The organism is Saccharopolyspora griseoalba (assembly GCF_042665275.1).
Lineage (GTDB): Bacteria > Actinomycetota > Actinomycetes > Mycobacteriales > Pseudonocardiaceae > Saccharopolyspora > Saccharopolyspora griseoalba.
Genome location: NZ_JBHTCJ010000005.1, coordinates 15,044 through 35,026, shown reverse-complemented (window position 1 = coordinate 35,026; position 19,983 = coordinate 15,044). Strand labels below are relative to the sequence as shown.

The window sequence follows — 19,983 nt, the reverse complement described above, 5'->3', positions numbered from 1 at the left end:
ACAACTGCGGTGGCGGTAGCTTTTCCGGGACGTTCAGGACGGTTTCGGGCGATGGGAGCGGTGCTGGTGAGCGCGGGGCGAGCGGTTGGGCTCTTGCTGGGAGTGGCCGCGGACGCGGCGCTGGGCGATCCGGAGCGCGGCCACCCGGTCGCCGCGTTCGGCCGGCTCGCGCAGGCAGCCGAGCGAGCGCTCCACCGGGATCACCGCGCGGCCGGCGCGCTGCACACCGGGCTGCTGGTCGGCGGAACCGTCGCGGCCGGGGTGCTGGTCGAGCGGGTCGTGCGCCGCAGTCCCGTGCTGGAAGCGGCCACGACCGGCGTGGTGACCTGGGCGGTGCTCGGCGGCACCTCGCTCAGCGACGAGGGCGCGGCGATGGCCCGGCTGCTCGACGCGGGCGAGATCGACGCCGCCCGGGAGCGGCTGCGCAACCTGTGCGGGCGGGACGCGGCGATCCTGGACGGCCCCGGCCTGTCCCGGGCGACCGTCGAATCGATCGCCGAGAACACCTCGGACGCCGTGGTGGCCCCGCTGGTGTGGGGCGCGCTCGCCGGGATCCCCGGGCTGGTGGGCTACCGGGCGGCCAACACCCTCGACGCGATGGTCGGGCACAAGTCGCCGCGCTACCGCGAGTTCGGCTGGGCCGCCGCGCGCTTCGACGACCTGCTCAACCTGCTGCCCTCGCGGGTGGCGGCCGCGGTGACCTCGGCCTGCGCCCCGGTGGTCGGCGGATCGGCCGGGGGAGCCTGGCGGACCTGGCGGCGCGACGCCGCGGCGCACCCGAGCCCGAACGCCGGTCAGGTCGAGGCGGCCTTCGCAGGTGCGCTGGAGATCCGGCTCGGCGGGCGAACGGTCTACGGCGACGTCGTCGAGCAGCGTCCGATGCTGGGCGAGGGGCGCACCGCCGACGCCGGCGACGTGACCCGCGGCGTGGAGCTCTCCCGGCTGATCGGCACGGTCACCGGAGCGCTGGCCGCCGTCGTCGCGGCGGCCCGCCGCTGAGCGGACGCGCTCGCGGCCACGCCGTTCCGGAGCCGCGCTCAGCTGCGCGAGCGTTCCTCGGCCTCGCGGCGCTCCTCCTCGGCGATGGCGGCGGCGACGTCCTTGCGCCTGCCGCGCACCCGCGGCTTCTCCGCGGTCTGCTGTTGCTGCTGCTGCCACGGGGCGGTCGCGGTGGGGCGCAGCTCGGAGTAGATGAGGTAGCCGATGGCGCCGATGGCCATCACGCCGAAGGTGATCCACTGCAGGGCGTAGGAGAAGTACGGCCCGGCCTCCAGCTGCGGCAGCGGCAGCGCGCCGAGCACTCCCGGCTGGCCCTCGGTGAGCACGAAGTAGCCCCGGTGCAGGTCCACGCCGGTGTCCCGGCCGATCGTGCCGGAGTTGATCGCGTACGCCCAGCGGTGCCCGTCGTGGTCGAACAGCGGGCGCTGCTCGCTGTCGACCTCGTCGGCGCGCACCCGGGCGACGACGGTGACCTCACCGGCCGGAGCGGGCGCGAAGGCGGGGGCGTGCGTGCCGCGGACCGGTCGCACGAACCCGCGGTCGACCAGCACCGTCCGGCCGTCCCGCAGCCGGAACGGGGTGAGCACCTCGATGGCCGGCTCGCCGAGCACGGTGCGCTGCCAGCCCAGCACCTCCTGCTGCGGGAGGTAGTGGCCGCGCAGCTCGACCTCGTGCCACTCGCTGCGCACGTCGATCGGCTGCCCGGGCGGGAGCACCTCGCCCAGGGGTTTCGGCGGGGTGTGGAAGGACTCCTGGATCGCGCTGTTGCGCGCCTGGGTCTCCGCGTCGCGCCCGAACTGCCAGGGTGCGAGCAGCGTGAAGCACAGCGTGGCGAACACCACGACCAGCGCGATCAACCCGAGCCACCGGGGGCGGAGCAGAAACTTCAGACGCACGCCCCCACGGTAGGCGGCCCCGCGGGCGCGCGGTTGCGAGCCCCCGGCGGAGTGTGACCTCGGTTCACGCCCGGAGGGCGGACCGGGCCGCGCGCGCCACCTGGCTCGCGTAGCCCCCGCCGAACAGGACGGTGTGCACCAGCAGGGGGAACAGCTGGTGCAGGCCGATGCGCTCGCGCCAGCCCTCGGCCAGCGGCGCGACCTCCTGGTAGGCGGCGATCACGCGATCGAGGTGCGGGCAGCCGAACAGGTGCAGCATGGCCAAGTCGGTCTCCCGGTGACCGCCGTGCGCCGCCGGGTCGATCAGCCAGGCCCGCCCGCCGGACCAGTGCACGTTGCCGCTCCACAGGTCGCCGTGCAGCCGGGCGGGCGGCTCCTCCGGCACGATCCGGTCCAGCTCGCCGCAGACCTGATCGAGCAGCTGCGCCGTCGCCGAGTCCAGGGCGCCCTCGTCGCGGGCGCGGCGGGCGTAGGGCGCGACGCGGTGATCGGCGTAGAAGGTGGGCCAGTCCTCGACCGGCTCGTTGCGCATCGGTGCCAGCCCGATCCACGCGTCGGCCGGACCCCCGGGCGGGGCGGCGCCGAAGGCGGGCGCACCCGCCGCGTGCAGCCGGGCCAGCCCGGCGCCGAGCTCCTCGGCCGCCCGCTGGGACGGCGCCGACTCCGGGACGTGCTCGATGACCAGCCACTCGGAGTCGCCGCCGCGCACCTCGGGCACCGGGACCGCGCCGGGTTCGGCCAGCCAGCGCAGCCCGGCGGCCTCGGCCTCCGCGGCCCCCGGCATCCCCGGCGAGGACTTGGCGAAGACCTCCTGGCCGTCGGCCAGCCGCGCGACGAAGGCCGCGGCGGTGTCGCCGCCGGCTAGCCGCCGCAGGTCGACGACGTCCTGGCCGGTGAGCTCGCCGATCGCCCGCTCCGGTTTCACAGGTTCTCCCGCACCCAGTCCAGCAGTCCCGGCATGGCCGCCTCGACCATGCTCATCGTGTCCTCGAAGCCGTTCGGCCCGCCGAAGTAGGGGTCGGCGACCTCCGCGCCGTCGGCGTCCGGGTCGAACGAGCGCAGCAGCCGCACCCGGTCGGGGTCGTCGACCATCCGGCGCACCGCGCGCAGGTGGGAGTTGTCCATGGCCACCAGCAGGTCGGCCGAGAGGTGGTGGTCGCCGATCTGCGCGGCGACGTGCTCGGTGGGGTAGCCGTGGTGGGCCAGCACCTTCTGGGTGCGGGGGTCGGCCGGCTCGCCGATGTGCCAGGCCCCGGTGCCGGCGCTGGTCACCGTCACCCGCGCGTCCAGCCCGGCGCGGCGCAGGTGCTCGCGGAAGACCAGGTCGGCCATGGGGGAGCGGCAGATGTTCCCGGTACAGATGAAGCTGATGTGCACGTCCGCCGAGGGTACGGGTCGGCACCGCGCCCGCGTCCGGAGCCCGCCGAGGTGGACCTCCCCTTTTCATCAAGAGTCGCCAGGGCGAGCCCGGGACTTCTGATGACGAGAGGGAACGGGCCGCGGCGCGCTCCCCGGGGACACGCGCGGCGCGTGAGCCGATGGCCGTCCCGTTTAGACTGCCCGGGATGAGTCAGGTCGATCGGGAACTGCTGCGCCACCACGGGGACGTCGATGCGGAGCGCGGGCTCGTCGACTTCGCCGTGAACGTGCGGCTCGACCGCCCGCCGCGGTGGCTGCGCGACCGGCTCGCCGCAGCGCTCGACCGGCTCGGGCACTACCCGTCGGCCGCCGACGACCTGGCCGCCCGCGAGGCGATCGCGAGCAGGCACGGCCGGCGCCCCGACGAGGTGGCGGTGCTGGCCGGTGCCGCCGAGGGCTTCGCCCTGCTGCCCGCGCTGCGGCCGCGGCTGGCCGCGCTGATCCACCCGTCGTTCACCGAGCCCGAGCTGGCGCTGCGCGATGCCGAGGTGCCCGTCGAGCGGGTCGTGCTCGACGACCACCGGCTCGACGCCGACCGGGTGCCGGAGGAAGCCGACCTGGTGGTGCTGGGCAACCCGACCAACCCGACCTCGGTGCTGCACCCGGCCGCCGAGATCCGCGCGCTGCTGCGGCCCGGCCGGACCGTGGTGGTCGACGAGGCCTTCATCGACGCGGTGCCGGGCGAGCGCGAGTCGCTTGCCGGGAGCGCCGAACCGGGGCTGCTCGTGCTGCGCAGCCTCACCAAGATGTGGGGGCTGCCCGGCCTGCGCGCGGGCTACGCCCTCGGCGACCCCGAGCTGCTGGGCCGGCTGACCCGGACGCGCCCGCACTGGCCGGTCAACGCCCTGGTGCTGGAGGCCGTGCGCGCCTGCTGCGAGCCCGCGGCGCTGGCCGAGTCCGAGCGCGCTGCCGAGGAGTTCGCCGAGCACCGCGCGGACCTGCTGGGCAAGCTCGCCGAGCTGGCCGAGGTGTCCGTCGCGGGGCCGGCCGAGGGCCCGTTCCTGCTGCTGCGCGCGCCCGGAGGGGAGCGGGTGCGGCGCGAGCTGCGCGAGCGCGGCGTGGCGGTCCGCAGGGGAGACACCTTCCCCGGGCTCGGGCCGGACCACGTCCGGGTCGCGGTTCGCTCCCCGGAGCAGAACTCATTGCTGGTCAAGGCGTTTCGCGATGTATTGGAATGTGGGTGAAGCGGTGCGCGTCCGCGACGTGATCGACTCGCTGGAAGCGGCGTACCCGACCGAGCTGGCCGAGAGCTGGGACGCGGTCGGGCTCGTGTGCGGGGACCCGGGCGCGGTGGTGCAGCGCGTGCTGTTCTGCGTCGACCCCACCGAGGCCACCGTCGACGAGGCCATCGACTTCGGCGCCCAGCTGCTGGTCGCGCACCACCCGCTGCTGCTGCGCGGCGTCAACGGGGTGCCCGCCGACGACCACAAGGGTCGGGTGGTGCACCGGCTGATCCGCGCGGGCATCGGGCTGTACTGCGCGCACACCAACGCCGACAGCGCCAACCCCGGCGTGTCCGACGCGCTCGCCGAGGCCATCGGCCTGCGCGTGCACCGGCCGCTCGCCCCGCACCACGAGGGCGCGGCGACCGGGCTCGGCCGCATCGGGGAACTGCCCGAACCCGAACCCTTCCGCTCCTTCGTGCAGCGCGTCGCCGACAACCTGCCCACCACCGCGTGGGGCGTGCGCGGCGCGGGCGAACCGGAGCGGCCCATCCGGACCGTCGCGGTCAGCGGCGGCTCCGGCGACTCCTTCCTGGACGCCGCCGCGGCCGCCGGCGTGGACGCCTACGTCACCGCGGACCTGCGCCACCACCCGGCCGGGGAGCACATCGCCCGCGCCGAGGTGCCCGGCACGTCGGTGCCGGCGCTGGTCGACGTGGCGCACTGGGCCAGCGAATGGCCCTGGTGCCAGCAGGCCGCCGACGTGGTCGCCGCGGCGCTGCCGGATACTGTCGAAGTCCTCGTTTCCACCCGCCGCACCGACCCGTGGACCGTCCACACCGGTGCGGCCACCGACCCAGGGAGGGCGCTCGCGTGAAAGCCGACCCCGCCGCACAACGTCGCCTGCTCGACCTCGCCGAGGCCGACGCGGAACTCAACCGGGTTGCCCACCGCAGGCGCACGCTGCCCGAGCTCGAGCAGATCGGCGAGGCCGAACGCGACGTGCAGGCCAAGCGCGACGAGCTGGTCGTCGCCCAGACCTCCTTCAGCGACCTGGACCGCGAGGTCCGGCGCCTGGAGAACGAGGTCGACCAGGTCCGCAAGCGCGAGCAGCGCGATCGCGAGCTGATGGCCGCCGGCGGTCCGGCCAAGCAGCAGGAGGAGCTGGAGCACGAGCTGCAGACCCTCGCCCGCAGGCAGGGCGTGCTGGAGGACGAGCAGCTCGAGATCATGGAGCAGCGCGAGGCGCTGGAGACCAACGTGACCAAGTCCCGCGAGGCGGTCACCGAGGCCGAGCAGCGGCTGGAGGAGCTGCAGGCCCGCCGCGACGAGGCGCTGGCCGAGTTCGACGTGGCCGAGCAGCGCCACCGCGAGGACCGCGAGCGCATCGTCGGGTCGGTGCCCGCCGACCTGATCAAGATCTACGAGCGGGTGCGCGAGCAGCGCGGCGTGGGCGCCGGTCTGCTGCAGGGCTCGCGGTGCGGCGCCTGCCGCATCGAGCTGGACCGCAGCGCGCTCAACGAGGTGCGCGAGGCCGCCTCCGACGACGTGGTCCGCTGCGAGGAGTGCGGCGCGATCCTGGTCCGGGAGAAGCAGTGACCTCCCGGGTGCTCGTCGAGGCCGACGGGGGTTCGCGCGGCAATCCCGGACCGGCCGGCGCCGGTGCGGTGGTCAAGGACGCCGCCGGGACCGTGCTCGCCGAGCGCGCGGTGGTGCTGGGCGAGACCACCAACAACGTCGCCGAGTACCGGGGCTTGATCGCCGGTCTGCGGGCCGCGCACGAGCTGGGCGCCGACGAGGTCGACGTGCGGATGGACTCCAAGCTGGTCGTCGAGCAGATGGCCGGGCGCTGGAAGGTCAAGCACGCCAACCTGCAGCCGCTGGCCGCCGAGGCCCGCGAGCTGATCGCGCAGTTCGGCAGGGTCGGCTTCGAGTGGATCCCGCGCGCCCAGAACGCCCACGCCGACCGCCTGGCCAACGAGGCCATGGACGGCACCGCCACCGACGGGTCGGCCGCCCCGGCGGACTCCGGGGAGATCGGCCGGGAGCAGGCGGCCGCGGCGCGGAGCAGGCCCTCCGGGTGGCAGGACCTCGGCGGGGAGCCGACGCGGGTGCTGCTGCTGCGGCACGGCCAGACCCGGATGTCGGTGGACCGGCGCTACTCCGGCCGCGTGGACGTGGAGCTCACCGAGCTCGGCGCGCGCCAGGCCGACGCCGCGGCCAAGCGGCTCGCGGGCATGGACGGCGTGGCAGGCGCGCCGATCATCACGTCGCCGCTGACCCGCGCCCGGCAGACCGCGGGCGCCGTCGCGGAGGCCACCGGTGGCGAGCTGGAGCTGCACGACGGCCTGCTGGAGACCGACTTCGGCGACTGGGACGGGCTGACCTTCCCCGAGGCCGCCGAGCGCTACCCGGAGTTGCACCGCGCGTGGATCGGTGATCCGACGGTGGTGCCGCCGAACGGGGAGAGCCTGGAGACGGTGCACGAGCGGGTCCTGGGCGCCCGCGACGACCTGCTGCAGCGCTACCCGGGCAGGACGATCGTGGTGGTCAGCCACGTGACCCCGATCAAGTCCTTCCTGCGCATGGGCCTGGGTTCGGGGCCGGAGCTGTTCTACCGGCTGCACCTGGACCTGGCGTCGCTGTCGATCGTGGAGTTCTACCCGGACCGCAACACCTCGGTCCGGCTGGTCAACGACATCTCGCACTGGGCCTGACCCCTTTTCGTCGGAAGTCCCCCGGCATCGCGACGCGAGCGGGGGACTTCCGACGAAAGGAGGCACCGCTTCCCGGGGGTCGGGTGACCAGCGGTAAAATCGCGGGTGCGGATGAGTCGGCCGGGTGATCGCGACGGGTCCTCCCCGTCGAGGAAAGTCCGGACTCCACAGAGCAGGGCGGTTGCTAACGGCAACCCGGGGTGACCCGCGGGACAGTGCCACAGAAAGCAGACCGCCCGGCGATTCGCCGGGTAAGGGTGAAACGGTGGTGTAAGAGACCACCAGCGCCCCGGGTGACCGGGGCGGCTCGGTAAACCCCGCCCGGAGCAAGGCCAAGAGGGCACTCCGGTGCCTGCGCGGACGTTCGAGGGCTGCTCGTCCGAGGTCCGCGGGTAGGCCGCACGAGCCCGTCGGCGACGGCGGGTCGAGATGGATGGTCACCGAACAGCCGACCGCGAGGTCGCTGGGAACAGAATCCGGCTTACAGGCCGGCTCATCCGCATCGGGTTCCTTTGCCGCGTTGGTCCGGTTTTCGCGCGCGTCCGCCGCGAATTCGCGGAAATCGACGCGCGCTTCGCGGCCGGGGCGGGCTCCGCGGTTCGCCCCCTCGGGAGGCCCCCGGCGAGCCCGTGACCTCACCTGATCGATCGATCCGGGGGTGCGGTGCCCTGGGCGGTGCGGTGCGTGTCGGAGCCGCTACCCTGAGATCGGCGCCGTGATCGCGCGCCGGTTGTGGATCACGGCCCGTGATCCGGCCGGGTGCTTCTCGGTGCTGTGTGCGGAAATCCACTCAACCCCGTGGTGATCACGGTTAGTTACGAAGGGGCTCGCGAGCGGGTGAACAGCTTCCCGAAACCGACCGGAAACCGGCCTGGTGGGCGCCTATTCCGCGCAAACTCATCCGCAGTGGTGCGTCCGAACGGTCTATTCGCGGCGTGACCGGCGCCCCGCCAGGGCGGCCGAGATCGCCACACCCGAGCTCGCAACCACTACTTCTGGTGACCATGTCATGTTCTACTCGTACCTACGTGCCGGATCACCACCGGCCCGTGAGGTACCGGCCCGCAGACACTCCGCGTATTCAGGGGTAAAGAGATGACCGCCATGCCGCTGGACACACTGGCGCACCTCGACGTACTCGCGCAGCAAACCCAACTGGGCACCGAAGGCATTCGCGGTTGGATCCTCAACAACCTGCTGCCGCTGCTGCTGCTGACCGTGGCGATCCTGCTGCTGTGGCTCGGCGGCGGCAAGGGCGACAACGCGGGCGTGATGCGTCGCGTCGGCGGTGTGCTGGTCGCCCTCGGCATCGTCGGCATCGCGGTGACCAACGCCGGCATCGACATCGGCACGTTCATCGCCCAGCTCTTCAGCACCAACGGATGATGCCCCGTGCGAATACGCACCGATGACGAGATCTACCGGGTGGACGCGGTCTGGCTCGGCCCGCCCAAGGCCACCTTCCCCTGGCGGGCGCGCTACGTCGCCTGGGGCGTGGGGCTGGTGGTCTTCCTGCTGGTGCTGGCCGTCGAACGGCGGATGAACATCGGCTTCGGGTTCTTCTCCACCGCCTGGGCCGTGATCATCACCATCGTGATCACCCGGATACTCACCTCGAAGATCACCCACGAGCGGCCGCTGGGCGCCGTGCTGGCGATGTGGGCGCGGGAGCTGACCGCGCCCCGCGAGAAGAGCTCGGGAAGAGGTGGCGCCGCCAGCGCCGCCCGCCTGCGGGTGCGCGCGCGGCGGCCGGTGCCGAAGCAGAAGCGCGGGCGCCCGGCGCAACGCGGACGCCCCGCTCAGTCGTCCAAGCAGCAGAAGTCCCAGCGGAGAACCCCGCAGAGGTCGCAGCGGTCCGGCCGGTCCGCCCGCGGCACGGTCCCCACCAGGCGCACGCGTAGCAAGGAGGTTCGCGGTGTTCGGTCGCCGGCGAGGCCGTGAACAGCAACAGCAGGTCCCCCGTGGCTCGAACGGCAAGATCCGCCAGGGCAGGAAGGGCGGTACCAAGCAGCGCAAGCGCGCCAGGGGCATCGGCGACGAGCAGTCGGTGCCCAGCTACACGCCCTCGATCGCCGCGCGTTCCATCGACGGGCACCTGCTGCGCACCGGCCAGGACGTCTTCGCCTGGTACCGGCTGTCCTCGCAGCGCTGGTCGTTCCGCTCCGATTCGCAGCGCCAGGACCTGATCGCGGCCATCGCGGGGCAGTACGCCGAGCTGCAGGGCCGCTGGATGCACCTGCGGGTCACCAACCGGCCCTACCCGATCCGGATGTGGGCCGAGGCGCACGTGCACAACTCGCGCGAGCCGCTGCCGGACACCTCGGGCGCGCTGAGCTTCGACGACTACATGGTCGGCGAGCAGCAGCAGCTGATGGGCCGCTCCATGGCGGAGAAGGAGGTCTACCTGGGCGTCCAGGTGCAGACCCGCAACGTCGTGGACCGCGCGGTGGAGACCGCGGCGCCGCTGCTGCGCAAGGTGTTCCCGGAGGCCGTCGACGCCGAGCTGATGGCCCTGGACAGCGAGATCGAGCACCTCGACCAGGTGATCGGCTCGGCAGGTCTGGACGGGCGCCCGGTCACCGCCGAGGAGATCTCCTGGCTGATGCACCGGTCCTGCTCGCTGGGCCTGCCCGCGCCGCGCAACCTGCCCGCGGTGCCGGGCGCGCCGTGGGAGCCCGAGGACCTGGCCTCGTTCACCGACGCCTCGGACATGCACCAGGAGCCCTACGCGCCGACGGTGACCGTGCGCGGGCGCACCGGTTCCAACGCCGGCGTGTCGCGCAACGTCGCGGTGCTGACCGTGGGCCAGTCGCACGGCCTGCAGATCCCGGAGATCGACGACCCGTGGATGCAGCACTCCGACCGGCTGCCCGCTCCGGTGGAGTGGTCGGCGCGGATCTACGTGCGCCGCCCCGAGGACGTCAGCGGCGAGCTGCAGCGGCAGATGAACAAGGTGCGCTCCCAGGTGCGGCACTACACCGAGGAGCACGGCCTGGAGCCGCCGACCTCGCTGGCCCGGCAGGCGGGCCGGGTGCTGGAGATCGACGACGAGATGACCTCGGGCTTCACCGCCCTGGCCACCCGGGTCAAGTCCTGGTGGCGCTGCGCGGTCTCCGGCCCGACCGAGCGCGACGCGCTGCGGCTGGCCCAGCAGATACTGGACCTCTACAAGCCCAAGATCGCCATCGAGCACCCCGAGGCGCAGTACGCGATGGCCCGCGAGTTCATCCCGGGCGAGCCGCTGGCCAACGCCGCCTACCTGCGGCGCGGCTCGGTGGTGTGGGCGGCTTCGGCGGTGCCGCAGGCGACCGCGGAGGTGGGTGACCGGCGCGGCATCCTGCTCGGCGAGACCTGCACCGCGACCCGCCGCCCGGTGGCCTGGGACCCGTGGATGGCCCAGGAGGTCCGCGACGCCTCCGGGCTGACCGCGATGGTGGCCGGTCTCGGCGGCGGGAAGAGCTTCCTCGGCGGCGGCACGGTCTACAAGACGCTGCGATCCGGGGCGCACTGGACGCTGCTGGACCCGTCGGGTCCGCTCTCCGCGCTGTGCGAGCTGCCGGAGATCAAGCCCTACGCGCGCAACATCAACCTGCTCAACGCCCAGCCCGGCATCCTCAACCCTTACCGGGTGGTCGCCGAGCCCGCGCTGGAGCACTTCGTCGACGAGGAGGACCCGGAGCGCGGGTGGCGGCGCGAGCGCGCGCTGGCCGCGGCGACCCGGCGCCGCCTGGTCCTCGACGTGCTCACCGGACTGCTGCCCTACGAGGTCGCGCGGCTGCCGCAGACCCGGATCGTGCTGCTGCGCGCGGTCCGCGCCGTCGGCGGGCGGCCGGACGCGCACCCGGGCATGGTCTTCGAAGCGCTGCGCCGGGACGCCAGCGAGCACCACGAGCACGCGGTGGTCGTCGCCGACTTCCTCGACGAGATCCGCGAGCGCATGGCGCTGCTGATCCCGGAGAACGACGCCGACCCGTACTCGGAGTCCCGGGACGACCGGCTCACCGTGCTGACCATGGCCGGGTTGACGCTGCCCAAGGACGGCGTCGGCAGGGAGCACTGGACCGACGCCGAGGCGCTGGGCGTGGAGATGCTCAACCTCGCGGCCTGGCTGACCCAGCGCTCCATCTACGAGCGCCCCAAGGGCGAGCGCAAGGGCGTGTGGATCGACGAGGCGTTCTTCCTCTCGGAGGTCCCGACCGGCCGGGTGCTGATGAACCGCTTCGCGCGCGACTCCCGGAAGTGGAACGTGCGCGTGCTGCTGTCCAGCCAGATCCCGGCGGACTTCCTGAAGATCCAGGGCTTCGTCTCGCTGCTGGACTCGGTGTTCATCGGTCGCTTGGACGACGAGCAGGCGCAGGCCGACGCGCTGCGGCTGCTCAAGGTCCCGGTGGACGCCGGTTACGAGCAGGTCGTGGCCGCGCTGGGGCGCAGGCCGGGGCCCTCGCGCAACTCCACCGAGCGGGACCGCTCGCCGCGGCAGTTCATCTTCGGCGACGGCGCGGGCGGCGTGGAGAAGATCCGCATCGACTTCTCCGGTCCGCACCTGGAGCACCTGCGGGACGCGCTGGACACCACGCCCGCGTCGGTCACCGAGTCCGAGCAGCGCGAGCTGCAGCCCGCGCTCGGCGACGGCGTCAACTCCGACTCGCGGGTCCCCGAGCCGGACCTGGACGAGGACGGTTACGCGGACGATTTCGAGTCGTTCGACGAGTTCGAGCTGGAGAGCGTCGGCATCGGCAACCACGATGACGGCACCGAGCGCTCGACCCGCCGACCCGGCGGCGAGCGGGGTGGGGACGACGCGTGAGCGGCGCGCTGTTGGCGATGGTGGCGCTGGGCGCCGCGGCGCTGGTGTGGTGGCTGCTCGGTAGCCGCGGGGGTTCCCGGTGCGGGCGGGTTCTCGGGCTGGTGGCCGGAATCCTGGCGCTGCAGGCCCTGTTCGCGGTCCCGGCCTCCGCGCAGGACTTCGACTGCAAGGAGGCGCCGAACCCGGAGCGCCCCGGTTCGGGCATGGTCGGCGCGATCGATCCCGCCCTCGACGGGGTCGGCGACGCGGGCAGCGCCTACGACCAGTACGGCTACGCCGGGCTGGTCTGGCACACCTACGACCTCGGCTGCGGGCCGCAGGGCGTGGTGCACCCCAACGCGATGGTGGACACCTGGCTGGGCAACGAGCTGTTCAACATCGCCAAGAACGTCGTCGGCGTCACCAACGCGCTGCACTACGCGCTGATGGACGGCGACCTGATGCGCCCGTTCGACGACCTGATCTCGACGGGCACCTCGGCGCTGTACTCCAGCGTGTTCGCGCCGTGGTTCGGCGTGGTCGCGCTGGTGCTGGCCGTGGTGCTGTTCCGCTACATCTGGCAGGGCGACCTGGCCACCATCGGGAAGCGCGGCATGTGGGCGCTGGCCGGGCTCTGGTTCGCCTCGGCGACCTACCTGACCCCGCTGGTCTACACGCACGCCCTCGACGACGTGGTGATCACCGGGACGTCGGCGGTGCAGGCGGGCTTCCTCACCGAGGTGGGCGTCGACCAGCGCGACCGGCTGCCCACCATGCTGCACGACGAGATCGTCTACCGGAACTGGCTGCGCGGCGAGTTCGGCAGCCCGGACTCGCCGCAGGCCAAGCAGCTCGGCGGCGAGCTGCTGGCCGCGCAGGCCTGGAGCAAGGACGAGGTGCTGCGCGGCGAGGACGCCGGGTCCCCGGAGGGCAAGAAGCAGCAGTTCGAGGACGTCGCGTCCAAGATGGGCAGCGCCTACGGCTACTTCCAGGGCATCGACGGCAGCCGCGTCGGCAACGGCGCGCTGGCGCTGACCCAGTCGCTGGCGTTCGCCTCGTTCCAGCTGATGGCCAAGCTGACGATCCTGCTCGCGCAGGTGCTGCTGCGGGTGCTGATCCTGGCCGGGCCGCTGATAGGCCTGGTCGCGCTGGTCTACCACAACCTGCTGCGGGCGATCGGTCGCGTGGCCGGGGCGGCGGTGCTCAACGTGGTGCTGGTCTCGGCGCTGGCCGGGCTGCACACGCTGATCCTGACCTGGATCTTCGACCCCACCCGCGGGTTCTCGCTGCTCACCCAGATCCTGCTGGCCGCGCTGATCACCGTGGTGTTCCTGATGGTGGCCCGGCCGTTCCGGCGGATCACCCAGATGGTGGAGCTGTCGGTGGGCACCGTCGGACGTGCCGTGCCCAGCGCGCCGCAGGGCATCTTCGCCCGCTTCCGCGGCCGGAGACCGCCGGACAGCGCGGACGGCGACTTCTGGGAGCAGGTGCGGGACATGGACCCCGACGGCGACTTCGCCGAGTCGCGCCCCCGGCGCCGCCGCCCGGAGGCCGAGGTGCCCTCGGTGCCGGCCACCGCCGAGCGGCTGGACCGCACGACCGGCGAACCGGAGGACCCGTCCGCTGCGGGAGCCCTGCCCGCCCCGGGCTCGGCGTCGCGCCGACCCGGTGGGGCGCAAGCCCTTCCGGAGGCGCGCACCACCAGTCGGGTGGTGGATACCAGTCCGGTGGCGGATGCCAAGTGGGACCGCAGCGACGAAGATCCCGTAGTGGTGCCCTCCCGCACGATGGAAGCCGGCCGCTCGGCGGCGCCGGACGAGCAGCGTCCCGCCGAGCGGGAGGTGGTCTCGGGCCGCCCGGTGCACGTCGTCTACCGGCCCTCCCGCGGGCTGGAGGTCACCGATGGCCAGCAGTAGGGGAAGACCCGGGGACGGGACGACCGCAGGACAGCACTGAGGAGAACCGATGCCGATCCGGACACATCGCGGCCGCGCCGCGGTGTATCGCAGGTTGTGGGGCTGGCCGCTGCGCTCGCCGAAGCACCTGCTGGGGGCGCTGGTGGTGGTGGCCGGGATGGCCACGGTCGTCGGTTTCCTGCTGCCCGAACCACCGCCGACGCAGAACGTCGCCGACGGGGGGACGCAGACCAGCGTCACGCTGCCGCCGCAGCGCTCGGCGGTGGTGGAGGACCCGCCGTCCCCGCCGACCATCTCGGTGCCGGACACCCCGCCCGAGCAGGTCGCGCCGGACCCGGCCGGGTTGCGCGTGGCCGAGAAGTGGGGCGACGCCTGGGTGAACCACCCGCCGGGCACCGACAAGCAGCAGTGGTTGGCGGGCCTCGAGCCCTACACCACCGAGGAGTTCTTCACCGTGATGTCCACGGTGGACCCGGCGAACGCGGGCAACGCGATCACCGGGGCGGCGATGGTCTCCGGCCCGGCCACCAAGGGGTCGATGCAGGTCAAGCTCCCCACCGACATCGGCACGCTGGTGGTCACCCTGAACCGGACCGAGGCCGGCTGGCGCGTGGCGGAGTACGGGAAGGTGTGACATGCGCAAGCTCGTGGTCCTCCTGTTCGTGCTCGGGGGCTTCGCGGGTCTGATCGGCATGGGCGCGATGGCCACCATGCTGATGGGGCTCGGCGGTGGCGGGTCCTCCAGCTGGTCGAGCTGCTCGTCCAACCTCGGCCCGTGGGGCGACGGCGCCGGTCGCGGCGAGCGCGACGCGGGCACCCTGGATCAGGAGTCGGTGGGCATCGCCAAGCGGATCATCGAGATCGGCAAGGAGCGGCACCTGCCGCCGCGCGCCTGGCAGATCGCCATCCAGGCGGGCAAGACCGAGTCGAACCTGGCCAACCTGCGCCACGGCGACCGGGATTCGCTGGGCATCTTCCAGATGCGGCCGTCCATGGGCTGGGGTTCGTTCGCCCAGGTCACCGATGTCGACTACCAGATCAACAAGTTCTACGACGTGCTGCAGGAGGTCCCGGGCTGGGAGGAGATGCGGCCCGGCACCGCGGCGCAGCGCGTGGAGCGCTCGGCGTTCCCGCTGCGCTACCACCGCTGGGAGCCGATGGCCGCGCACCTGGTCAGCGTCGAGGGCAACGTCTCCGGCGTGACCGACTGCGAGGACCTGCCCAGCTCCAGCGTGCTGGGCACCAAGGCCCTGGAGTACGCGCGCGGACAGCTCGGCAAGCCCTACGTGTGGGGCGCGGCCGGGCCGCACACCTTCGACTGCTCCGGCCTGACCCAGCAGGCGTGGAAGTCCGCCGGGGTCGAGATCCCGAAGTACTCGCAGACCCAGTACTTCCAGGGCGGGCAGCACATCCCGCTGAACCAGGCCCAGCCGGGCGACCTGGTGTTCTGGGGCCACGGGCGGGACCCGCACGGAATCCACCACGTGGCGCTGTACCTGGGCGACAACAAGGTGCTGCACGCGCCGCAGCCCGGCGAGAACGTGGAGATCGAGAAGATGTGGGACGGCGGCGAGCTGCTGCCGCAGGTCGTCCGGCCGGTCGGGGACGCGCCAGGATCCGCGGAACCCGCCTCGGGAGGCGCGCGGTAGGCGACAATGGCGGCGGCCCACTGACCTCCCGGAAGGGTTGATCATGTTCACGCCGGACCCGATCCCGCGGCCGAGCGGCCCGCCCGCCTCCTCGACCCCGCTGGGGGACTACCTCGACCAGTCGGCGCCCGGGGTTTCCGCGAGCTACGCGGTGTTACCGCGTTCGCTCGCCGAGGCGATGCCGCTGCCGTGGCAGCAGCAGATGCGCAACCTGCTCGCCGAGTTCCACCAGGCCTTCGGGCACGTCCCCTGGCCGGTCTACCAGGTGGTTCCGTCGCGCTACGAACGGCTGGTCAACCTCGACGACGACCAGCTCGCCGAGGTCGGCTGCACCGTGGAGGTCGGCGACGACGGGGAGCTGGAGTACCGGATGCGCGACGGCCGCATCGTCGAGGACCCGGAGACCCACCAGGTCCTGGTGTCCTGTCTGGACCCCATCCCGCAGGCCCCGGCAGCGGGCCCACCTCCGCCGCAGGCGTGGTGATGATCGCGTTGCTCGGTTCGGCTCCATCCCACGCGCCGCGCGTGACAGCGGCGCGGTGGTCGTGCGAGGCTCGACGCATGGTCCGCGGACAGTGGTACTTCTGCCTCAAGCATCGGCAGGTCGAGCCCAAGGCCGGGTGCCGCGCCGCTGATCGCCTCGGGCCGTACCCGGACCGGGAGACCGCGGCCCGCGCGTTGGAGATAGCCGAGCAGCGCACCAACGCGGCCGACGAGGCCGACCGCTGGAAAGACGACGAGGACTGAGCTCGCGTGCCGGCGGTGGAGAGGTTCCCGGGTGACGCCGACGTCGCCGTGCAACTGGGGCAGGACTTCTCCGCGGTCCGCCGCGAGATGGGGCTCCCCGCCGACTACCCGACCGACGCGCTCGCCGAGGTCGAGCAGACCGTCGCCCGGCCGCTGCCCACCGAGGAGCGGGTGGACGCCACCGACCTCCCGCTGGTGACCGTCGACCCGGCGGGTGCCAAGGACCTCGACCAGGCGGTGCTGGTGCGCCGCAGGGCGCGGGGCTACCGGATCGACTACGCGATCGCCGACGTGGCCGCCTACGTGTCGCCGGGCGGTGCGCTGGACCGGGAGGCCCGGCGGCGGGGCCAGACGCTGTACCTGCCCGACGGCAACATCCCCCTTCACCCGACCAGGCTGTCCGAGGACGCCGGGAGCCTGCTGCCCGACGAGGTCCGGGCGGCGGTGCTGTGGCGCATCGACCTCGACCCGGACGGGTCCCCGGTGCGGGTGGACGTGCGGCGCGCGCTGGTGCGCTCGGTGGCGCGGCTGGACTACGAGGGCGTGCAGCGCGGTCTGCGGCTGGGCTGCGCGCACCCGTCGATCGAGCTGCTGCCGCAGGTCGGGAGGCTGCGCCGGGAGCAGGCGGTGCGGCGCGGCGCGATCGAGCTGGGGCTGCCCGAGCAGCAGGTGGAGTCCGACGGCCGCGGCGGGTGGCGCCTCGTGCTGCGCCCGCGGCTGGTCGTCGAGGAGTGGAACGCCGAGATCTCGCTGCTCACCGGCATGTGCGCCGCGGAGATGATGCTCGAAGCGGGCATCGGGGTGCTGCGCACGGTGCCCGACCCCGAGCCGGAGGTCGTCGCCGGGCTGCGCCGCTCGGCCAACCAGCTGGGCGTGCACTGGCCGGTGGACCGCCCGCCCGCGGTGGCGCTGGCCGGGTTGGACCCGGCGCGACCGGAGGCGCTCGCGGTGCACGTGGCCGCGACGCGACTGCTGCGCGGCGCGGGCTACACGGCGTTCGACGACGGCGCCCCGGCCAAGTCCGGGCACGCGGGCATCGGCGCGTCCTACGCGCACGTCACCGCTCCGCTGCGGCGGCTGGTCGACCGCTACGCCGCCGAGGTCTGCCTGGCGGTCGCCGCGGGCCGCGGGATCCCGGGCTGGGTGACCGAGGCGCTCGCCGAGCTGCCCTCGGCGATGGGCGGCTCGGACCGGACGGCCGCGCAGGTCGAGCGCGCCTGCATCGCGCAGGCCCAGGCGTGGGCGCTGGCCGCGCGGGTGGGCGAGGAGTTCCCGGCCACCGTGCTGCGGGTGCCCAACGGAGTGGCCGGCGAGATCTTCCTGGGCGACCCGCCGATCATCGCGCGCTGCGCGGGACATGGCCTCACCGAGGGCCAGCGGGTGCGGGTGCGGCTGGCCACCGCCGATCCGCACCGGCGGGAGGTCGAGTTCGAGGTGGCTTGAGGCACAACGCGTGGCATATTCGCCGGGACGGGTCGAAAGTGGGTCCGAGAAGATCATCGGCGATGGAAAGGGGCCACGAGGTGGCTGGAGTGCGCGAGATGACCATCGGCGTCCTGGGCGGCACGGGAGCGCAGGGTCGCGGGCTGGCGATCCGGTGGGCCAACGCCGGGTTGAAGGTCGTGATCGGGTCCCGCAGCGCCGAGCGCGCGCAGCAGGCCGCTGCCGAGATCGCCGAGATCTCCGGTGGTGACGTCACCGGGCAGGACAACGCGGGTTGCGCCGCGACCGCGGACATCGTGCTGGTGGCGCTGCCGTGGGACGGGCACGCCGCCTCGCTGGAGTCGCTGCGCGCGGAGCTCGCCGGCAAGATCGTCATCGACTGCGTGAACCCGCTGGGCTTCGACAAGAAGGGCCCCTACGCGCTGCCGGTCGAGGAGGGCAGCGCCGCGCAGCAGGCCGAGGCGCTGCTGCCGGACTCCCGGGTGACCGCGGCCTTCCACCACGTCTCCGCGGTGACGCTCGCCGACCTGTCGGTCTCCGACGTCGACCTGGACGTGCTGGTGCTGGGCGACGACCGGGAGGCCACCGACGTGGTGCGCGAGCTCGCCGACGTCGTCCCGGGCGTCCGGGGCATCTACGGCGGCCGGTTGCGCAACGCCCACCAGGTCGAGGCGTTCACCGCCAACATCATCGCGATCAACCGCCGCTACAAGGCCCACGCCGGTCTGCGCATCACCGACGTCTGAGCCGCCCCGCGCGCGGTCGGCCCGGACCTGCTCCGCGATCACGTCCGTTTCGGCCGCGCGGTTTTCGGCAAGGCTGTGCGCGCGCTCCTCCGGGAGCGCGGTGGGATGCTCGGGGCGGAGGTGGTTCGGGTTGTTGCCCGAGGAAGCGAGCCGCTGGAGCGATGACGAGCGCGAGCTGGGCGAGGCGTTGCTCGACGGCCACACGATCGTGGTGAACGTGCGCAAGAACGGGCCGCACAAGTACCTGGTGCCGTGGCTGCGCGAGGAGGACCTGCTCACCTACGTGGGCCACTCCGGCCCGCGGCACTCCTGGCCCGCCTCGGACTTCGCCAGCCCGTTCGTCGCCGAGGCCAAGCGGGACCGCCAGGCCATGGTCCGCCACTACGAGGAGTGGCTCGACGAGCAGCCCGAGCTCCTCGCCCGCATCCGCAACGGCGAGCTCACCGGCCGCGCCCTGGGCTGCTGGTGCGCCCCGGACCCCTGCCACGCCCACGTCCTGGCCCAACGAGCCGACCACCCCGACTGAGGCAAGAACCATGGATTTCGCCGGGTCGAGAACCGTGGTTTTGGCGGTCGGGAGTCGCGGGGTGCCCCGGCGGGGGCGGGCCGCCGCCGGGGTGACCGCGGGCGGGGTCAGTCGAAGGAGTGCTCCGCGGCGGGGAAGGAGCCCCCGCGGACGTCCTCGGCGAAGCGGGTGGCCGCCTCGGAGAGGACCCCGCCCAGGTCGGCGTACTTCTTGACGAACCTGGCGGTGCGGCCGGTGTTCATGCCCGCCATGTCGGTCCACACCAGCACCTGGGCGTCGGTGTCCGGTCCCGCGCCGATGCCGACGGTGGGGATGCGCAGCTCGTGGGTGACCTGCTTGGCCGCCTCGGCGGTGACCATCTCCAGCACCACCGCGAACGCCCCGGCCTCCTGCACCGCGCGGGCGTCGTCGAGCAGCTGCTCGGACTGGTCGCCGCGGGCCTGCACCCGGTAGCCGCCGAGCCCGTGCTCGTGCTGCGGGGTGAAGCCGATGTGCGCCATGACCGGCACGCCCGCCGAGACCAGCGCCTCGATCTGCGGCGCGAACCGGCGGCCGCCTTCGAGCTTGACCGCGTGCGCGCGACCCTCCTTCATGAACCGGGTCGCGGTGGTCAGCGCCTGCTCCGGCGAGGCCTGGTAGGAGCCGAACGGCAGGTCGGCCACGACCAGCGCGTGCTCGGCGGAGCGGGTCACCGCGCGGGTCAGGGGCAGCAGCTCGTCCACGGTCACCGGTAGCGAGGACTCGTAGCCGTAGACGTTGTTGGCCGCCGAGTCCCCGACCAGCAGCACCGGGATGCCGGCCTCGTCGAAGATCTTGGCGCTGTACATGTCGTAGGAGGTGAGCATCGGCCACGGCTCCCCGCGCTCCTTGAGCTGCTGGAGGTGGTGGATGCGCACCCGCTTGCGCGCCGGTGCGGAGCCGTACGGCGCGGTGGTCTCGCCCTTGTCTTGGGCAGCATTCATCGTCGACCGTCCTG

Annotated in this window: 20 protein-coding genes and 1 other RNA gene; 17 read left to right on the top strand and 4 right to left on the bottom strand. The window is 73.2% G+C overall.

Annotation, left to right across the window (positions count from 1 at the left end):
- Positions 1 to 51 precede the first annotated feature (51 nt).
- Entirely contained in the window at positions 52 to 999 is a 948-nt protein-coding gene (locus ACFQRI_RS11165) for a cobalamin biosynthesis protein (RefSeq protein ID WP_380667395.1), read from the top strand.
- 38 nt (positions 1,000 to 1,037) lie between these two features.
- On the opposite strand, the gene ACFQRI_RS11160 is transcribed toward ACFQRI_RS11165, so the two are convergent.
- From ACFQRI_RS11160 to ACFQRI_RS11150, 3 genes are all read right to left on the bottom strand, one after another.
- Positions 1,038 to 1,895, bottom strand: a complete 858-nt coding sequence (locus tag ACFQRI_RS11160; protein ID WP_380667393.1) for an SURF1 family cytochrome oxidase biogenesis protein — start codon at positions 1,893 to 1,895, stop codon at positions 1,038 to 1,040.
- Between the two features lie 64 nt (positions 1,896 to 1,959).
- On the bottom strand, positions 1,960 to 2,820 hold the full coding sequence (locus tag ACFQRI_RS11155; RefSeq protein ID WP_380667391.1) for a fructosamine kinase family protein: 861 nt from the start codon (positions 2,818 to 2,820) through the stop codon (positions 1,960 to 1,962).
- Positions 2,817 to 3,272: a low molecular weight protein-tyrosine-phosphatase gene (locus tag ACFQRI_RS11150; RefSeq protein ID WP_380667389.1), complete on the bottom strand. Its 456-nt coding sequence runs from the start codon at positions 3,270 to 3,272 to the stop codon at positions 2,817 to 2,819. Before ACFQRI_RS11150 ends, ACFQRI_RS11155 begins: the two co-directional genes overlap by 4 nt.
- A gap of 188 nt (positions 3,273 to 3,460) precedes the next feature.
- On the opposite strand from ACFQRI_RS11150, the gene cobC reads away from it, so the two are divergent.
- The 16 genes from cobC to ACFQRI_RS11070 all read left to right on the top strand — a co-directional run bounded on the left by cobC (position 3,461) and on the right by ACFQRI_RS11070 (position 19,007).
- Complete coding sequence (gene cobC, locus ACFQRI_RS11145) at positions 3,461 to 4,498, top strand: Rv2231c family pyridoxal phosphate-dependent protein CobC (RefSeq protein ID WP_380667387.1); 1,038 nt, start codon at positions 3,461 to 3,463, stop codon at positions 4,496 to 4,498.
- On the top strand, positions 4,479 to 5,354 hold the full coding sequence (locus ACFQRI_RS11140; RefSeq protein ID WP_380667385.1) for a Nif3-like dinuclear metal center hexameric protein: 876 nt from the start codon (positions 4,479 to 4,481) through the stop codon (positions 5,352 to 5,354). The genes cobC and ACFQRI_RS11140 overlap by 20 nt, the downstream gene beginning before the upstream one ends.
- The gene (locus tag ACFQRI_RS11135; RefSeq protein WP_380667383.1) at positions 5,351 to 6,076 is read left to right on the top strand and encodes a zinc ribbon domain-containing protein; all 726 of its coding nucleotides are present in this window, start codon (positions 5,351 to 5,353) and stop codon (positions 6,074 to 6,076) included. Before ACFQRI_RS11140 ends, ACFQRI_RS11135 begins: the two co-directional genes overlap by 4 nt.
- Positions 6,073 to 7,194, top strand: coding sequence for a bifunctional RNase H/acid phosphatase (locus ACFQRI_RS11130; protein ID WP_380667381.1), 1,122 nt, complete (start codon positions 6,073 to 6,075; stop codon positions 7,192 to 7,194). The genes ACFQRI_RS11135 and ACFQRI_RS11130 overlap by 4 nt, the downstream gene beginning before the upstream one ends.
- 112 nt (positions 7,195 to 7,306) lie before the next feature.
- An RNA gene (gene rnpB, locus ACFQRI_RS11125) (RNase P RNA component class A) lies at positions 7,307 to 7,694 on the top strand.
- A 595-nt stretch (positions 7,695 to 8,289) separates the two neighbouring features.
- Positions 8,290 to 8,580, top strand: coding sequence for a hypothetical protein (locus ACFQRI_RS11120; RefSeq protein WP_380667379.1), 291 nt, complete (start codon positions 8,290 to 8,292; stop codon positions 8,578 to 8,580).
- 6 nt (positions 8,581 to 8,586) lie between these two features.
- Entirely contained in the window at positions 8,587 to 9,135 is a 549-nt protein-coding gene (locus ACFQRI_RS11115; RefSeq protein ID WP_380667377.1) for a hypothetical protein, read from the top strand.
- Between the two features lie 37 nt (positions 9,136 to 9,172).
- Complete coding sequence (locus ACFQRI_RS11110) at positions 9,173 to 12,001, top strand: ATP-binding protein (protein ID WP_380668047.1); 2,829 nt, start codon at positions 9,173 to 9,175, stop codon at positions 11,999 to 12,001.
- On the top strand, positions 11,998 to 13,896 hold the full coding sequence (locus tag ACFQRI_RS11105; RefSeq protein WP_380667375.1) for a hypothetical protein: 1,899 nt from the start codon (positions 11,998 to 12,000) through the stop codon (positions 13,894 to 13,896). The genes ACFQRI_RS11110 and ACFQRI_RS11105 overlap by 4 nt, the downstream gene beginning before the upstream one ends.
- 49 nt (positions 13,897 to 13,945) lie before the next feature.
- Positions 13,946 to 14,530, top strand: a complete 585-nt coding sequence (locus ACFQRI_RS11100; RefSeq protein ID WP_380667373.1) for a hypothetical protein — start codon at positions 13,946 to 13,948, stop codon at positions 14,528 to 14,530.
- Position 14,531: 1 nt separating this feature from the next.
- On the top strand, positions 14,532 to 15,545 hold the full coding sequence (locus ACFQRI_RS11095) for a C40 family peptidase (protein ID WP_380667371.1): 1,014 nt from the start codon (positions 14,532 to 14,534) through the stop codon (positions 15,543 to 15,545).
- A 43-nt stretch (positions 15,546 to 15,588) separates the two neighbouring features.
- Positions 15,589 to 16,029, top strand: coding sequence for a hypothetical protein (locus ACFQRI_RS11090; protein ID WP_380667369.1), 441 nt, complete (start codon positions 15,589 to 15,591; stop codon positions 16,027 to 16,029).
- 77 nt (positions 16,030 to 16,106) lie between these two features.
- Positions 16,107 to 16,292 carry a hypothetical protein gene (locus ACFQRI_RS11085; protein ID WP_380667367.1) on the top strand — a complete coding sequence of 62 codons (186 nt, stop codon included), beginning with the start codon at positions 16,107 to 16,109 and terminating at the stop codon, positions 16,290 to 16,292.
- A gap of 87 nt (positions 16,293 to 16,379) precedes the next feature.
- Entirely contained in the window at positions 16,380 to 17,735 is a 1,356-nt protein-coding gene (locus ACFQRI_RS11080; protein ID WP_380668045.1) for an RNB domain-containing ribonuclease, read from the top strand.
- Positions 17,736 to 17,815: 80 nt separating this feature from the next.
- Positions 17,816 to 18,481, top strand: a complete 666-nt coding sequence (gene npdG, locus ACFQRI_RS11075; RefSeq protein ID WP_380667365.1) for an NADPH-dependent F420 reductase — start codon at positions 17,816 to 17,818, stop codon at positions 18,479 to 18,481.
- 130 nt (positions 18,482 to 18,611) lie between these two features.
- A complete protein-coding gene (locus ACFQRI_RS11070) occupies positions 18,612 to 19,007 on the top strand; it encodes a DUF4326 domain-containing protein (RefSeq protein ID WP_380667363.1) in 396 nt (131 codons plus the stop codon).
- Positions 19,008 to 19,114: 107 nt separating this feature from the next.
- Here the strand turns inward: ACFQRI_RS11070 and panB are convergent, their stop codons facing one another.
- The gene (gene panB, locus ACFQRI_RS11065; RefSeq protein ID WP_380667361.1) at positions 19,115 to 19,969 is read right to left on the bottom strand and encodes a 3-methyl-2-oxobutanoate hydroxymethyltransferase; all 855 of its coding nucleotides are present in this window, start codon (positions 19,967 to 19,969) and stop codon (positions 19,115 to 19,117) included.
- Positions 19,970 to 19,983 lie beyond the last annotated feature (14 nt).

What these genes read in the sequence shown, in the direction of transcription:
- ACFQRI_RS11090 (WP_380667369.1), top strand. Translation starts at nt 15,589, where the DNA reads ATGTTCACGCCGGACCCGATCCCGCGGCCGAGCGGCCCGCCCGCCTCC.
- cobC (WP_380667387.1), top strand. Translation starts at nt 3,461, where the DNA reads ATGAGTCAGGTCGATCGGGAACTGCTGCGCCACCACGGGGACGTCGAT.
- ACFQRI_RS11120 (WP_380667379.1), top strand. Translation starts at nt 8,290, where the DNA reads ATGACCGCCATGCCGCTGGACACACTGGCGCACCTCGACGTACTCGCG.
- panB (WP_380667361.1), bottom strand. Translation starts at nt 19,969, where the DNA reads ATGAATGCTGCCCAAGACAAGGGCGAGACCACCGCGCCGTACGGCTCC.
- ACFQRI_RS11095 (WP_380667371.1), top strand. Translation starts at nt 14,532, where the DNA reads ATGCGCAAGCTCGTGGTCCTCCTGTTCGTGCTCGGGGGCTTCGCGGGT.
- ACFQRI_RS11165 (WP_380667395.1), top strand. Translation starts at nt 52, where the DNA reads ATGGGAGCGGTGCTGGTGAGCGCGGGGCGAGCGGTTGGGCTCTTGCTG.
- ACFQRI_RS11140 (WP_380667385.1), top strand. Translation starts at nt 4,479, where the DNA reads ATGTATTGGAATGTGGGTGAAGCGGTGCGCGTCCGCGACGTGATCGAC.
- ACFQRI_RS11085 (WP_380667367.1), top strand. Translation starts at nt 16,107, where the DNA reads ATGGTCCGCGGACAGTGGTACTTCTGCCTCAAGCATCGGCAGGTCGAG.
- ACFQRI_RS11100 (WP_380667373.1), top strand. Translation starts at nt 13,946, where the DNA reads ATGCCGATCCGGACACATCGCGGCCGCGCCGCGGTGTATCGCAGGTTG.
- ACFQRI_RS11080 (WP_380668045.1), top strand. Translation starts at nt 16,380, where the DNA reads ATGGGGCTCCCCGCCGACTACCCGACCGACGCGCTCGCCGAGGTCGAG.